This is a genomic window from Lentibacillus sp. CBA3610, assembly GCF_013373365.1.
Taxonomy (GTDB): Bacteria; Bacillota; Bacilli; order Bacillales; family Amphibacillaceae; genus Lentibacillus.
Genome location: NZ_CP035925.1, coordinates 3,468,749 through 3,482,708, shown reverse-complemented (window position 1 = coordinate 3,482,708; position 13,960 = coordinate 3,468,749). Strand labels below are relative to the sequence as shown.

Genomic DNA, 13,960 nt, shown 5'->3' with positions numbered 1-13,960 from the left:
TGGTCGTTATAACACTCAAAAGAACTTAACTTTTAACTACCTGGTGACGATCCTGTGTCCCTAAACTCACTAGGACATACGCAAAGAATGAAACGACGACAGGCAGCACGACCGAATGCAATCCGAATGGCTGCGGATAAAATGTATCTGATAAAATATATAATCCGACACCGGTAACCATTGAAGCAATGGCACCATATTTATTTCCTTTCGACCAATACAGTCCCATAACAATCGGCCAAATAAATGCTGCTTGCAGACCGCCAAATGCGAACAGGTTCAGCCAAATAATCAAATCAGGCGGATTCAGTGCCAACAGGAATACGATCACTCCCAAAACGGCTGTAACACCGATACTGAGCCGTTTCACCCGATCATGTGATGCTTTCGGTTCTACATAATTCAAATAAACATCTTTGACGATGGATGAGCTCACCAAAAGCAGCAATGAATCGACCGTTGACATGATTGCTGCCATCGGGGCCGCCAGAACGATACCAGCCAGCCAGTTTGGTAAAACCTCCAGTGCAATGAGCGGCATGACACGATCGCCAACTTCAATCCCAGGTAAAATCGGACGGGCAAACACACCAATCAAATGCATATTTAACATAATCACACCAACGACTATGGTGCCAATAATGATGGCACGATGCATGGAACGGGAGTCTTTATAGGACATCGCTCTGACTGTAATCTGCGGCAGTGCCACGACACCGACACCGACCAGTATCCAAAAAGACGATACAAAGGCCGGTGTGAGAGTGCCCTCAGCACCATATGGCGTAATCAGATTCGGATTTTCAGCGGAAAGATCCGATATGATATTGGAAATACCACCGCCTGCGATAATCGTTGCAATCAACAGTATAAGCGTTCCAAAAAACATAATCGTCCCTTGAATGGAGTCAGTGAGTGCCACCGCCCGGAATCCCCCAATTACAACATAAATGAGCACCAATACCGCAAAGATGAATAACGCTGTCGTATACGGTATCCCAATCAATGACTCAATCAGCCGTGCCCCACCAATCCACTGGGCTGCCATCGCTGAAAACAAAAAGACAATAATGCTGAATGCCGAAATGAGTACGACCCATTTGGATCGATACCGTTCTTTCAAAAAATCGACCATCGTCAGCGCATTATATTTGCGGGTCACTATCGCGAATTTTTTGCCCAAAACCATTAACACAAAATAACCGGTTGAAACCTGAGTCATTGCCAATAGCACCCAGCCAAGTCCCTCAGTATAGGCTGTCCCCGGTCCCCCTATAAAACTGCTCGCACTGCCATATGTAGCCGTCATCGTCATGGCCAGAACAAACCCGCCAAGGCTTCTGCCGCCCAGGAAATAATCATCTAAAAACGTGTTAGAGGATTTAACATATTTACCTGCCCATACCCCGACACCAAATATAATCAATATGATACCAATTAACGGAACTAATGCCTCCCAATTCATGTCTCTTCTCCCTCTTCATCAAATGGTACTTCCACAAACCACTTTTTCACCGCAATTGTTACAAGTGCTGCCATAACGACAAATCCCAGCACACAGCTATAAAAGAACCATGCCGGCAAACCAAAGACGTATGTATATTCCGCCGGGTCTTTTCCTCCGAGTCCATATGCAAATGCAAACCACCAAATAAAGTTGAAAAGAACCAGACCGACCCCAATCAATGCTTCCCGGTTGGCAACTTTATAGCGTGGGTCACTATCCGGCGTATTTTGTTCCTTCACGTCATAATCCCCCTTGTATTTCATCAAAATCTCCCATAATGAGACATGCTTTTTTACAAACTTTTCTTTAATACTATAACATAATATTACCCATTGTAAATATTTAAAAAATTTAATCATAAAAATAACACACTAAAAAAGAGCAACCAGCAAAAGCCGCTCTTTTTCACTGCCTATTCTGTTACTGTGTTTGCCGGAGGTGCTTTCCGTGCCAGACACATGATGCCGGCAATCAGTAAGAATATGCCTCCAAAAATACCCAATACCGTAAGTGAACCCAATACTGCCGCCACAATTAGAATGATTCCTGCTGCTTTTGGCTTCTTATTGCCTTTTACCAGTATAATCGCGACAATACCCATAATAACGGCTATTACAGAAGCGATAATCAAAAACCAGCCGCTCCCCTGGCCACTTCCCTGCAGTGCCTCCAGAGCTACTTCCACATCTCCTGAATTTATGTCAGGCTGTTGTTTTAGTTCTTCTGATGTCTGATCCCAAAAAGTTTCCTGATTAAACAGCCATACCATCGATACACCAATGAAGGCAAAAAAGCCATAAATAAGTGCACCTATTACTGATAATACAATTTCTGCGGTTCTACGCATTCAAATCCCTCCCCTATTATTCTTCGTTATCGTATGCGGCGTGTCAAATGAAATATTCAAAGTCCGCATAGTTCACTATTGTACCATAAATTCCTCCAACCCCTCCCTCATCAGACTATTTGTCACTTTTAAATTTCCGATCGGCAATAGACCTGCTTTTTGCCCCTGAGCACCGTGAAAAACTGTTTATATTCAAGTGATACAAGTTCCTATGCTATCCCATTCTAACAAATCCTGTTGAAAATTTAATAATCCAACGACAATTACTTTCCTATTTGTTACACTAAAGATGCGAACAAAAGAATCTAACACTACTAGGGGTGCCCAAAAATCGTGGGCTGAGAGGAAAGGCGTCCTAAGCTTTCCGACTCTTACGGACCTGATCTGGTTAACACCAGCGTAGGGAAGTAGTCTGACGGAATATTGCCTATCAGCTATTTCAGGGCCAGGTCCAAACGATGGATCTGGCTTTTTTGATGTCCTCTGCCCCTTTTTGAGAGGAGGAAGATTGGACCTGGTTTATTAATTTCCAACGTGTGAAACAGAAAAACAGGGAGTGGATTCTCCTCTGTTACGCTGTGCATACCCGAAAGCTTCTTAATTACAGGAATTTTATCATGTCATTTTCACAAATTTCACAGAAAGAAGGTGCCCAGTCAATGAAACAAATTCCGGCCGCATTAACCATAGCCGGCACTGATCCAAGCGGCGGTGCCGGCATTCAAGCAGATCTAAAGACGTTTCAGGAATTAAAAGCATATGGCATGTCGGTCATAACCTCCGTTGTCGCCCAAAATACAACAGGGGTCCAGGACGTGGAGCATATGCCGATATCATTGATAAAACAGCAATTAGAATCCGTTATTTCCGATGTTCCGTTCCAGGCATTCAAAACCGGCATGCTTGCGAATATCGACATCATGGACGCTGTTGCCGAAAAGATTACCGGAGTAGGCGCCCATTATATTATGGATCCGGTTATGGTGACAACAAGCGGTCACACCTTAATTGCAGAGGACTCCCGTGAGTATTTACGTGAGAACCTGCTGCCATTGACAACATTAGTAACGCCGAATATTCCCGAAGCCGAGGTGATTATCGACGGAAAAATTGAAACAGCCCGCGACATGCAAGCGGCTGCCAAGCAGATTGTGCATGAATATGGTACAAAAGCTGCCTTAGTGAAAGGTGGTCATATGCAGGGCGAAGCAGTCGACTTTCTGTACGACGGCCAAGAAGTGTATACTTTTTCAACAGAACGTATTGATACGAAGAACACGCATGGTACCGGCTGTACTTATGCAGCTGCGATTACAGCCTATCTTAGCCACGGCTATCCATTACCGGAAGCTGTCCAAAAGGCAAAAGCATTTGTGACAACGGCCATTCGTCATTCATTTTCAATCGGGGCTGGAAGCGGCCCCACTAATCAATGGGCACATCGAGTGGAAAGGGTGATGTAAATGAACAATACCATTATTCAGGAAATACGCGAAATAACACCACTCATCCATCATATTACGAATCAGGTTGTTGTGAATTTTTCAGCGAACGGCCTGTTATCATTTGGCGGTGCACCTGTTATGGCAAAAGATGAGGAAGAAACTGCAGACATGGCGTCCAACGCAGACGGCCTCTTACTTAACATTGGCACACTGACTGCTAATGAGCTTTCGGCTATGATTCAGGCGGGTAAAGCAGCCAATGAAAAAGGAATTCCCGTCGTCCTTGATCCGGTAGGCGTTGCCGCAACCCCATTCCGGAGAACTGCTATAAAGAGGATTCTTGATAAGGTGGAGCCAACCGTGATTAAAGGTAATGCCGGCGAACTCGCACATCTCGTCGAAATCCCATGGGAAACAAAAGGCGTCGAGTCAGTCGGTGAGGGAAATGCTGATGAAATCGCCTCAAAAGTCGCCAGAACGTATCAAACCGCCGCTATTGTCACCGGCAAAACAGACGTCATTTGTGCGGATGGCGAGCTGCTGCATAATCATACTGGTCATTCGCTTCTAGGAAAAATAACCGGAGCGGGGTGCCTGCTTGGATCGATTTTAACGGCCTGCCTGACAACAAATGAAACCATTGGAAATCAGGCATTGGCCGCTGTCAGATTTTACGGGCTGGCCGCGGAACATGCCGCCGAAAAACCGGAAGTTAACGGATCCGGGACCTTCCTCCCCCATTTTATTGATGCACTGGCCTATGACCCTGCTGAATTGGAGATGACGTAACGGATGAATCTGAGAAAATATTTTATTATGGGAAGTCAGAACTGTCACCGCAATCCCGAGGATATTTTGAAGGAAGCGGCAAAAGCCGGCATCACTGCTTTTCAATTCCGGGAAAAAGGTGAAGGGTCCCTTACCGGTCAGGAAAAATTAAAATTAGGGCGCAGACTTCGCGATATTTGCACCCGTTATAACGTGCTGTTTTTTGTAAATGATGATGTTGATCTGGTCGAACCTCTGGAGGCTGACGGTATCCATGTCGGGCAGGATGACATGGATTTGAGAAAATTGCAGGAGATGTTTCCTGATAAAATCATCGGTTTATCGGTATCAACTCTAACTGAAGCTGCAAACAGCCCGATTCATCTGGCTGACTACCTTGGGGTGGGATCGGTCTATGCAACGTCATCTAAGAATGATGCCGAACAAGCAGTCGGTACTGAATGGATTAAAACAATGAAGCATCAGTATCCCGACTTGCCGATTGTTGGAATTGGCGGCATTACCGTTTCTAACGCAGCGTCTGTTATGGAAGCCGGAGCTGATGGTGTCGCTGTCATTTCGGCCATAACAGAAGCTGATGATGTCAAAACAGCTGTTAAAATGCTATAAGGTTAAATCAGGGAGAAGGCTTTCGTTTGCCTTCTCCCTTACTCCATATCAAGTAAATCATTTAAAAATCCTTCATATCCGGTTTGATTAAATAGATAGTCAATGCCGTAATGCGATGCTATCCCTGTTGCAATAGTCCAAATAATAATACTGATTGTCATCCAAAGGAAAATTTGTCTCCGCTCGCCCCCGGCACCAATCGCAACAACGGCTGCCAAATGACTTCCGACCAATATAGGCGCTACAATGGCCAATCCAGGCAACCCATATTTTTTCCAAATGGCTTTTCCCCGTTCGCCTCTTTTTGCTGAGCTTTCTTTTTCTTTCTCTTTCTTTTCTCTCCGCTTTTTCAGCCAGGTTTTGACGCGTTCTGCCAACAATATCAGCAGCCAAATGGTTGACATATTTCCCAAAAATGCAACCACAGACACTGGTATGGCCGGCAATCCAGCTGCTACACCAATTGGAATGACGCCTAAGATTTCCATGAAAGGCGTAGCACCTAATAAGAAAATCAACACATAAGCGGCTACATAAATGAACATACGCAAGTTCTCCTACAAGATTTTTCCATTATTCAGCCGCATTTTTCCAGCTAAAAATGATTATATACAGGAAATTTAACATACCCAATCAAACCGGGAAAGTACAGTACTTGGACCCCGATGCACTGTCCATTCACCGCTTAAATCATCTCGACTATCTGACGCTTATTCATTCCGTTCTGCGTAAACAGCCATGGCATCCCGCATGAAGATTGCCAATCCGTTACCATATTTATCAATGTTTTTTCTGAAGCGTTCATCGTCAACATACATTTGACCGAGTCCTTTGAAAGCATCAAGTGAGTAATCGCCAATCCTGTTCAAATAATTATACCATACTTTGATGGCGGCTTGTGCCTCATCTGAATCGGGTTCTTTATACCGGATTGCAGCAAGATCTTTATAAATGTTATTAAATTCTTCACCCATTTCTTTCTGTTCATCTTGTGACATGCTATTAATCTTGTCATTCACCTCATCAACCGCTTTGTCTCCCCAGCGTTCGCGGGCCTCCTGTTCGTAAGGGTTACTGCTGAAATCAAAACCGGCAAATTTTTCTTTGTCACTCATTTCCCGCTCTCCTTTCGTATACTGGATTGTCTTATCAATCGTCGCAATCATATTATCCAACCGGGAACGCTCTTCAAGCAGCATGTTACGCTGAATCTGAAGCGCCTCCTCCCTGTCAAACGATGGACTATTGATAATATCCTTTATTTTCTTTAAAGGGAAGCCAAGCTTTTTAAAAAACAGTATCTGTTGCAGTCTTTCGAGATCTTTTTCTGAATAAATCCGATAACCTGTGTCAGTTATCTGCTCAGGTTTCAGCAATCCAATGTCATCATAGTGATGCAGTGTGCGCACACTGATCCCGGCCAATTCTGCCACTTCTTTCACTTTCATCGTTGCGCCCCCCTTCGATTGTTACTTTAAAGTATAACGCAACGTGAGAGTCAACAGGAATTTCCCGGGATTCATTCTGCTATTCTTCAAAAATAAACACCCGTTTCATACGCCCATACATGATTAGACGAATCCCCATATAATAACGGGAAGGATTTTTTAAGGAGGAAGTTAAAATGAATCAACCACCATACAGGGATGCACGGATATTTAACTTTCCCTGGTTCCAGGAAGACGGTCCAGGTACAGGTCCGCCATTCGGCTGGCCGCCTGGGCAAGCGGGAGGAGGTCCCCCATTTAGCGGACCACCCGGTCAAACAGATGAATGGCCGCAGCCAGGATTTCCTGGAGGACAGCAGCAGGTCAGTGCACCAACTTCACCGCCACCGTCATTCACACCACAACAGCCGCAAACACAGCAGGCTCAAGGTGACTTCAGTGTCTTTGCAATCGATCCAGGTGCCATCCGGCGATGCCTGTTTCAATTCACGTATATCTGGTTGAGATGGGACTCATTCTGGTTTTTCCCGGTATTTGTCGGCAGCCAGTCAATTGCCGGCTTCAGGTGGCAGCGGAACAGATGGGTCTACTACGGTGTTGATTTGGATAACGTACAGTCATTCCAGTGCTATTAGCTTTGCCTCAGACTCCTATGCCAAATAGTTCCGTATACATCACACAAAGGAGGGATATTATTTATCAATTAGCACTGCTCTATTTGGCATGTGTCCTGGCGGGATTTGCGCTGGCTAATGTACCGGCATCCTCAGTTATTACAGGAGGATTAGCTTCTTTTTTGAATGTGATAGGCGGTATTGCAATCATCATATTCGCCGGAGCTATCCTGTATCTGGGCTTCAAATCATTGCTGAACAAATGATATTGCCGAAACAGGAGATCGTTTAGTAGAGCGGTCTCCTGTTTATTCCTTTTATACCAATAACCGGCAACGAAAAAGTATCATTTCAGCACACAACTAAAGCCACCATCCTGATAGAATAGTGGCTTTTTTCTAATCGTTTTTAATATCTTCAACAATGGTTTCGACTTCCTGCCTCGATATTTTTTCCCGGCCTTCTTTCAATGCTTTAACAGTTCGTTTAGCTAAGGCGAGCGGAATCCGGCAGAACAGCTTAATCGTACGCGTGTTGATATCTTTCATATACTCATCGGCCTTAGCCAGATTTTTTTCGGTATACGTGAACAAATCATCGCGTGTCCAGCCATCCGGAACAAAGCTGACACCGCGCTCGCTGTCTTCATCCTGGTTGCGCAGAATATTGACGGCCTGGAGCCCCCGGCCATAACCTATCGCAAGTTCACGGTCTGTTTCGGTTCCGTCATACCATTTCCATATATCTGACAGCATGACACCAACAAGACCGGCTACATAGTATGTATAATCATCCAGATCTGTTTCGTCTTTGATGTCCCAGCCTCTTTCTGCCCAGTCAGCCATCCCCGCAGCCATGACACTTGTTGATTCTTTTACATTTTCGACAATCCCGGCAGGACAAATTTTAATCCAATCACCTAATCTCAATGTCACTTCGGGAAGCTGTGTGTCATACGGATGAACTAATTCACGGTAACCCTGCTCATCAAAATTATCCTGTTTCAATAACTTACTCGTTGATCGGAGCAGGTGCTGTTTCGTTTCGGAGTCCAATTCTTCGTTGTCTTCAATCTCATCAACAGCACGCATACATAAATACGCTGATCCGACCGTCTGATTCAGCGGTGATTTCAACAATGTTATCGGTATGTAAAATGTCCGGCTTGTCTGTTTCAATATGTTATTTGCATCTTTTTGCAGTTGTTTCGCTTCACTCAACGGTGACGCCTCCCTTAATACTATTCTCATTATACCAAAAAACAGCCATAAAGCGAAACTTAAATCAGCGGAACGTTTTTATCCGCTGATTTTTATATGCGGGATCAATAATATGACTATTATTGAACAAAAAAAGGGAGTACCTTAAAGTACCCCACTCTATCTTCTATGATCAAATTTAATGGGTCTTCCTTTGCGCGGCCGCTCCCACATCAGACCTTGTTCGAGTGCCATTTTTCTGGCGATTTGCGGCGCATTCCACAACGGCGGCAAAAGTAAAAATGATACGGGTACAGCCGTTATGACAATTGAATTTTGAATCGCTGTGATACTTCCCTCACCGATTGTGAGAATCATCATCGTCGTTCCACCGAAAATCAAAGCCCAGAAGACACGCAGCCATCGGGCAGGGTGATCATTTCCCGTCAGTGTCACAGCAACAGTATAGGACATCGTATCGGTCGTTGTTGCCACGAAAACAATCGAAATGATAAGAAAAGCTACTGCGATTACTGTCCCCATCGGTAATTGATCCATAATCGCCATAACAGCAGCAGGCATACCATTCTCATTCAACGCCCCGGAAACTGATCCGGCATTCTCAATCTCAAAGAATACGCCAGTTCCTCCAATAATTGAGAACCAGAAATTCGTCACTAACGGTGCCACAATCGATACCGCAATGATCAATTCACGAATGGTTCTGCCACGGGAAATACGGCTGATAAAGATGATCAGCATCGGACCATAGCCGATAAACCATCCCCAGAAAAAGAGGGTCCATGCGCCAAGCCATTCATTATCCCCTCGATAAAAATTCATCCCAAAGAAATTCTGTAAATAAGCCCCAGTGCCGCCGATAAATCCGTCAATGATAAACAACGTCGGACCAATCAGGAGTATAATACCCCCTAATACGAATGTCATCCCAACATTGACACGGCTCAGCAGCAGAATCCCCCGGTCTACTCCAGTCGCAGCTGAAACCGCCGCAATCACGACCAGAACAACAACAACCAGAATACTGACAGTCACAGTATTTGGCACACCAAATAAATGGTTCAGTCCATACGATATTTGCAGACCGAGAAAGCCTAATGGCCCCAATGTTCCAGCAGCTGTTGCGATGATCGAAAAAATATCTGCCGAAGATCCGAGAATACTTTTATGAAAGATTTTTTCCCCGAATAGCGGATATAACAATGCCCTCGGCCGCATCGGATAGCCTTTGCTGTAGTGCACATACATCATCACAATGGTTGCCAGGGTACCGAGGATTGCCCAGGCCAAAAAGCCCCAATGCATAAAACTTTGTGCAAATGCCCCCCATATATTATTGAATTCGCCGCCGCCAAACAACGGTGGTGTCGTCATATAGTGATACATTGGCTCTGAGGCTGCCCAGAAGACACCGCCGCTCGCCAAAAGGGTAACGAGAATCATCGCAACCCAGCGATAATAACTATATTTCGGTTTATCCATTTTTCCCAATCGTACTTTACCATATCTGGAAAAGCCTAAAAATATTCCAATTGCAAAATTACCAAACAACAGCACTTGCCAATAAGCTCCAAAGAGATCTGCAGAGTAATCAAATAAGATCGTAATCCATTCCCCAACCATTTCACTGTTGATGAACGATAAAACAATAAATAAAATCAAAAATCCGCCACTTACAGCAAATACGGTCCAATCCGTTTTAACTTGCTTTGTTTCCTGCACGTTTTTCCTCCCATTTTAAGGAACAAGTGTCTATAACACGTGAGTCATTACAGACCGTTGGATGGAAAATGATTATCCTTTTCACGAACCATTTGTTAACTCTATCTCTCTAAAAACCATCTTCTTGCTCTTTTATTTTGAACATGGCTTTTAATTATAGGTTGGATTCAATAAAACGTCAAATGAAAATTAGCCCGGTTACTGCACTGCCCTTTACGATAGTAATAAAAAATCCGTACCAGCACACAGGCTGATACAGAAAATCTATATGCTCTATTTCGGGCTGTTAAAACTTTACTGATTTTCATTATGATAATAAACCTCAATATGATCATGATAGTTTAATGCCATGTCTTCCGGAACTTTAAGGTACAGCAATTGATCACTGTTTGTATAAACATTTTCCATTCCGCGTTCCCCCGTCAATTGTGCTATTGGAAACTCCTGCTTGAACATAGACAAGTCAATTCTGGTCTGACCGGGCGGATAAATATTCAATCTACCGGACTCGTTACCAAAACCAATATCCAATGAGCCCAACCGGTTTGACATATCGAATCCTTCGACGATAAACGGTGTCTGATAATAGGCTGCCTCGATCATATCTTGCTGGTTACTTACATGTTCAACATAAATAGGAAGTCTGGCATGTGACCCATTCACCTCCGACATTGTCAATTGAACCTCCTGATTTTCCACCTGCACCTCCCATGTTTCCTGTTGATACACATGGCCGGTGTGTTCAATGTCACCGTTGTCAGCAAGCTTAAGCAATGACGGAAATTCGGATGGTGCATTTTCCACATCAGCAGAGAGACCTGAGCCTTCCGGAAGCAAATAAACAACCGGGACAGAAAGAAGCAACACAGCTATGTAAATGCCGAACGCCCATTGCACTGTTTTAACATAGCTGTTGTTTTGACGTTTTTTCGGTGTAAACAAGACAGCTGCGAACACCAACAGACCGATAATCAACAACAATGACAGTGGCATCATTACGTCTTCACCTCCAACCGCTGGGAAATCCCTATCGATCCCGCCAATAATAAACCTGCTGTGACCAGCGTTTTCACCGATAACAACCAGAGTGATGCTTCATTAAAGTAAAACTCACCAACTTCAGCCAATAAATGACCGTCTGATATGCGATCACTCAATAAGATGAAACCAATGACAGCGACCGGCGTGATATAAGTGAACGCCTTATGAAGTTGCACCAACGTCCCCACCAAATAACCGGCACCGGCAAACATGAAAATAAACAAAGATGCCGCCAGCATTCCGCTTAACAATTCAACGAGGGAGTCAGTTAAACCCGTGTGTATGATAGGGGTGGACTCAAACAGTAAATAAATAACGACTTTCAGCAAATACCCCGATAATATCGCTGTCACACCTCCGATAACGCTGGCTGCCAATAAATAAGCGATATTCGATAAATTGCTGCTCAGCCTGTTTGTTACAAATACAAAGTCATCTTCCCGGTACGCTTTTGTTTTCATCGTGATGGCACTGATGAACCCCCATAACATCGTAAATACGACAACAAGATCAGCAGAATAATAGCTGATTTGCAGGTCAAAGACACCATCGCTGCCAGTATAAAAATTGCTTGATGCACCGAGGGCAAACAGGAGACCAATCAGCTGCAGCATAATCAGTGAACTGATCATACCGGCTAACGATTTCAGCTTGAACCAAAATTGTTTTAGTACAGTTTGTGCCAAGCTAGGCTTTGTCAAAGACATCATCAATTCCCCCTTTTGCCCTGTCTGTCAGGTACACGCACAAGTCACCAGGCGATACAGATGACATGTCAATCCCCGCCAAATTGATTTGTTCCAGCTCATGTTGCTCAAAGTCATTGGTCACGACAGCATACGTATTGTTACCGGCCGTTTTCGTGTGAAGCACTTCTCTGTCGCGCCTCCATTTGTTAACGTCTTCTGATGGTCCGTTTAAAGCGATTGCATATTCTTTCAAATCCTCAATCGGCATATGCAGAAATTTTTGCCCGCTCTCCACCAGGAGCACATCTTCCAGCACCTCTTCCACCTCATCCACATGATGACTGGAAATGATGATCGAGCGCGGATGGGCCAGATAATCTTTCAGCAATGCACGGTAAAAATCTTTCCGAACCGCCGTATCCATGCCTGTAGTCGGTTCGTCAAAAATTGTCAGGCGACAGCGCGAACACAAACCGACAATCATATTAAACGTACTTTTCTTCCCTTTTGAAAGGACAGAATAGTTCTGACCGGGGCGAAACGAAAAATAATCAAATAGCCGCTCTGCCAGCTCCATATCCCAGTTATCATAAAACCGCCCAGCCTGTTCGAGAATTTCTTTCAGCGTCAGTGCCGTCGGAAAGTTCATTTGATCATCAACAAACATTGTATTGGCTGAAACAAACAAGTTATCAAATGGTTTCCGGGAAAAAACATTCACCTCTCCCGATGATACACGCCAAAACCCTGCCAATATTTTCAGCAAGGTGGTCTTACCGGCGCCGTTTCGTCCAACAAGGCCGGTGATCTTATTTTCCTCAATGGTTACGGAAAGGTTATCCAATGCCTTTTGTTGCCCATAGCTTTTGGTTAAATCAGTACACTTAATGACGTTCATTCTGCAGCCCCCCTATGTTCATTGATTGTTTTTCGGACCAATTCGATTAATTCCCCTTCTTCCACATGCAGCCGTTCAGCTTCCACAACAATTTCCTGAATCAGCCGCTTCAATGTCTGGCTTTTTCGTTTATTGGTGATAATATCTTTCGCGTCATGTGCGACAAATTTGCCCAAACCGCGCTTGTTATAAAGAATGGTTTCATCAGACAGCAGTGTCAGTCCTTTAGCCGCGGTTGCCGGGTTAATGTTGAATAGATCAGCAAGCTTGTATTGGGAATGTACTTTTTCATCCGGTTTGAAATTTTCATTAAGAATTTCGTTCTCAATCCATTCCGATATCTGTATGTAGATGGGTTTCGTGCCATCTGTATGGATCATCAAGCTTGCCCCCTTTTTCACGTGATTAAGTCAGTGCATTAGTCGTGTAATGTAGTGTATTACATAAACTTTAAAAATGCAAGAGGTAATTTAAAAACCGTATTAATAAGAGGGTGTAGAGGGGATAAGGTCGGGTTGTTCATTTCTGAAAAGGGATATTCTACCAGCTTGCTTTGACCATCAATCGGCGTCATAGGTTACTGCCATTTTCCGTCCGGAGTGGTTTCACAATGATACTTCTGCTAAAATTGTTATATATACAAAACGGAGGAAATTCAGATGAACGTATACGTCGATGCGGATGCCTGTCCGGTTAAAAAAACGATTATAACGATTGCCCGGGAATTTAATGTGCCAGTCACACTCGTGAAAAGCTTTTCTCATTTCTCGCATGATGACGATCAGCCCGGTGTGGAAACAGTTTACGTGGATACCGGAGCTGAGGCAGCGGATTACCGGATCATGCAGCTTGTGCAACAAGGCGATATCATCATTACGCAGGATTACGGACTCGCATCATTAGGGCTTTCCAAAGAATGTACCGTCCTGCATCATAAAGGCTTCACTTATACGGAACATAACATCGATCAGCTATTGCAGAGCCGGTATGTGAACGCCATGGCACGCAAAAGCGGCAAGCGGACAAAAGGGCCAAAAGCTTTCACTTCTGAGGATGAGGCGAAATTTCGCGAACTTTTCAGGGAAACGCTTGAAACGTTACGGTGATACACGTCAAAAACAGTACTTCAGC

16 protein-coding genes and 1 riboswitch are annotated in these 13,960 nt (G+C 44.2%); of the genes, 5 read left to right on the top strand and 11 right to left on the bottom strand.

The annotated features are described in order from the left end of the window. Window positions 1-25: 25 nt before the first annotated feature. From panF to Len3610_RS17270, 3 genes are all read right to left on the bottom strand, one after another. On the bottom strand, window positions 26-1,465 hold the full coding sequence (gene panF, locus Len3610_RS17280) for a sodium/pantothenate symporter (RefSeq protein ID WP_176449036.1): 1,440 nt from the start codon (window positions 1,463-1,465) through the stop codon (window positions 26-28). Beyond that, window positions 1,462-1,770, bottom strand: a complete 309-nt coding sequence (locus Len3610_RS17275) for a YhdT family protein (protein WP_176449035.1) — start codon at window positions 1,768-1,770, stop codon at window positions 1,462-1,464. The genes panF and Len3610_RS17275 overlap by 4 nt, the downstream gene beginning before the upstream one ends. A 149-nt stretch (window positions 1,771-1,919) precedes the next feature. Continuing rightward, window positions 1,920-2,354: a DUF4064 domain-containing protein gene (locus Len3610_RS17270; protein ID WP_176449034.1), complete on the bottom strand. Its 435-nt coding sequence runs from the start codon at window positions 2,352-2,354 to the stop codon at window positions 1,920-1,922. 306 nt (window positions 2,355-2,660) lie between these two features. Further along, window positions 2,661-2,777: riboswitch (TPP riboswitch) on the top strand. 236 nt (window positions 2,778-3,013) lie between these two features. On the opposite strand from Len3610_RS17270, the gene thiD reads away from it, so the two are divergent. The 3 genes from thiD to thiE are packed head-to-tail and all read left to right on the top strand — an operon-like array spanning window position 3,014 to window position 5,197. After that, window positions 3,014-3,817, top strand: coding sequence for a bifunctional hydroxymethylpyrimidine kinase/phosphomethylpyrimidine kinase (thiD, locus tag Len3610_RS17265; protein ID WP_176449728.1), 804 nt, complete (start codon window positions 3,014-3,016; stop codon window positions 3,815-3,817). Beyond that, on the top strand, window positions 3,818-4,588 hold the full coding sequence (thiM, locus tag Len3610_RS17260; protein ID WP_176449033.1) for a hydroxyethylthiazole kinase: 771 nt from the start codon (window positions 3,818-3,820) through the stop codon (window positions 4,586-4,588). Between the two features lie 3 nt (window positions 4,589-4,591). Continuing rightward, complete coding sequence (gene thiE, locus Len3610_RS17255; RefSeq protein WP_176449032.1) at window positions 4,592-5,197, top strand: thiamine phosphate synthase; 606 nt, start codon at window positions 4,592-4,594, stop codon at window positions 5,195-5,197. Window positions 5,198-5,235: 38 nt separating this feature from the next. Here thiE and Len3610_RS17250 read toward each other — a convergent pair whose 3' ends face one another. Beyond that, window positions 5,236-5,742, bottom strand: coding sequence for a small multi-drug export protein (locus Len3610_RS17250; RefSeq protein ID WP_176449031.1), 507 nt, complete (start codon window positions 5,740-5,742; stop codon window positions 5,236-5,238). A 165-nt stretch (window positions 5,743-5,907) separates the two neighbouring features. Next, a complete protein-coding gene (locus Len3610_RS17245) occupies window positions 5,908-6,645 on the bottom strand; it encodes a MerR family transcriptional regulator (protein WP_176449030.1) in 738 nt (245 codons plus the stop codon). 176 nt (window positions 6,646-6,821) lie between these two features. Between Len3610_RS17245 and Len3610_RS17240 the strand changes: the two genes are divergently transcribed. After that, window positions 6,822-7,280 carry a hypothetical protein gene (locus tag Len3610_RS17240; RefSeq protein WP_176449029.1) on the top strand — a complete coding sequence of 153 codons (459 nt, stop codon included), beginning with the start codon at window positions 6,822-6,824 and terminating at the stop codon, window positions 7,278-7,280. A gap of 377 nt (window positions 7,281-7,657) precedes the next feature. On the opposite strand, the gene Len3610_RS17235 is transcribed toward Len3610_RS17240, so the two are convergent. The 6 genes from Len3610_RS17235 to Len3610_RS17210 form a co-directional block, all read right to left on the bottom strand. Continuing rightward, window positions 7,658-8,479 (bottom strand): squalene/phytoene synthase family protein, encoded by an 822-nt coding sequence (locus Len3610_RS17235; protein WP_176449028.1) that lies wholly within the window; start codon window positions 8,477-8,479, stop codon window positions 7,658-7,660. Window positions 8,480-8,638: 159 nt separating this feature from the next. Then, a complete protein-coding gene (locus Len3610_RS17230) occupies window positions 8,639-10,201 on the bottom strand; it encodes a BCCT family transporter (protein ID WP_176449027.1) in 1,563 nt (520 codons plus the stop codon). Window positions 10,202-10,495: 294 nt separating this feature from the next. Beyond that, window positions 10,496-11,197, bottom strand: coding sequence for a hypothetical protein (locus Len3610_RS17225; protein WP_176449026.1), 702 nt, complete (start codon window positions 11,195-11,197; stop codon window positions 10,496-10,498). Beyond that, entirely contained in the window at window positions 11,197-11,952 is a 756-nt protein-coding gene (locus tag Len3610_RS17220; protein WP_176449025.1) for a hypothetical protein, read from the bottom strand. The genes Len3610_RS17225 and Len3610_RS17220 overlap by 1 nt, the downstream gene beginning before the upstream one ends. After that, window positions 11,930-12,829, bottom strand: coding sequence for an ATP-binding cassette domain-containing protein (locus Len3610_RS17215; protein WP_176449024.1), 900 nt, complete (start codon window positions 12,827-12,829; stop codon window positions 11,930-11,932). The genes Len3610_RS17220 and Len3610_RS17215 overlap by 23 nt, the downstream gene beginning before the upstream one ends. After that, entirely contained in the window at window positions 12,826-13,212 is a 387-nt protein-coding gene (locus Len3610_RS17210; RefSeq protein ID WP_176449023.1) for a GntR family transcriptional regulator, read from the bottom strand. The genes Len3610_RS17215 and Len3610_RS17210 overlap by 4 nt, the downstream gene beginning before the upstream one ends. 276 nt (window positions 13,213-13,488) lie before the next feature. Between Len3610_RS17210 and Len3610_RS17205 the strand changes: the two genes are divergently transcribed. After that, window positions 13,489-13,935, top strand: a complete 447-nt coding sequence (locus tag Len3610_RS17205) for a YaiI/YqxD family protein (protein ID WP_176449022.1) — start codon at window positions 13,489-13,491, stop codon at window positions 13,933-13,935. Window positions 13,936-13,960 lie beyond the last annotated feature (25 nt).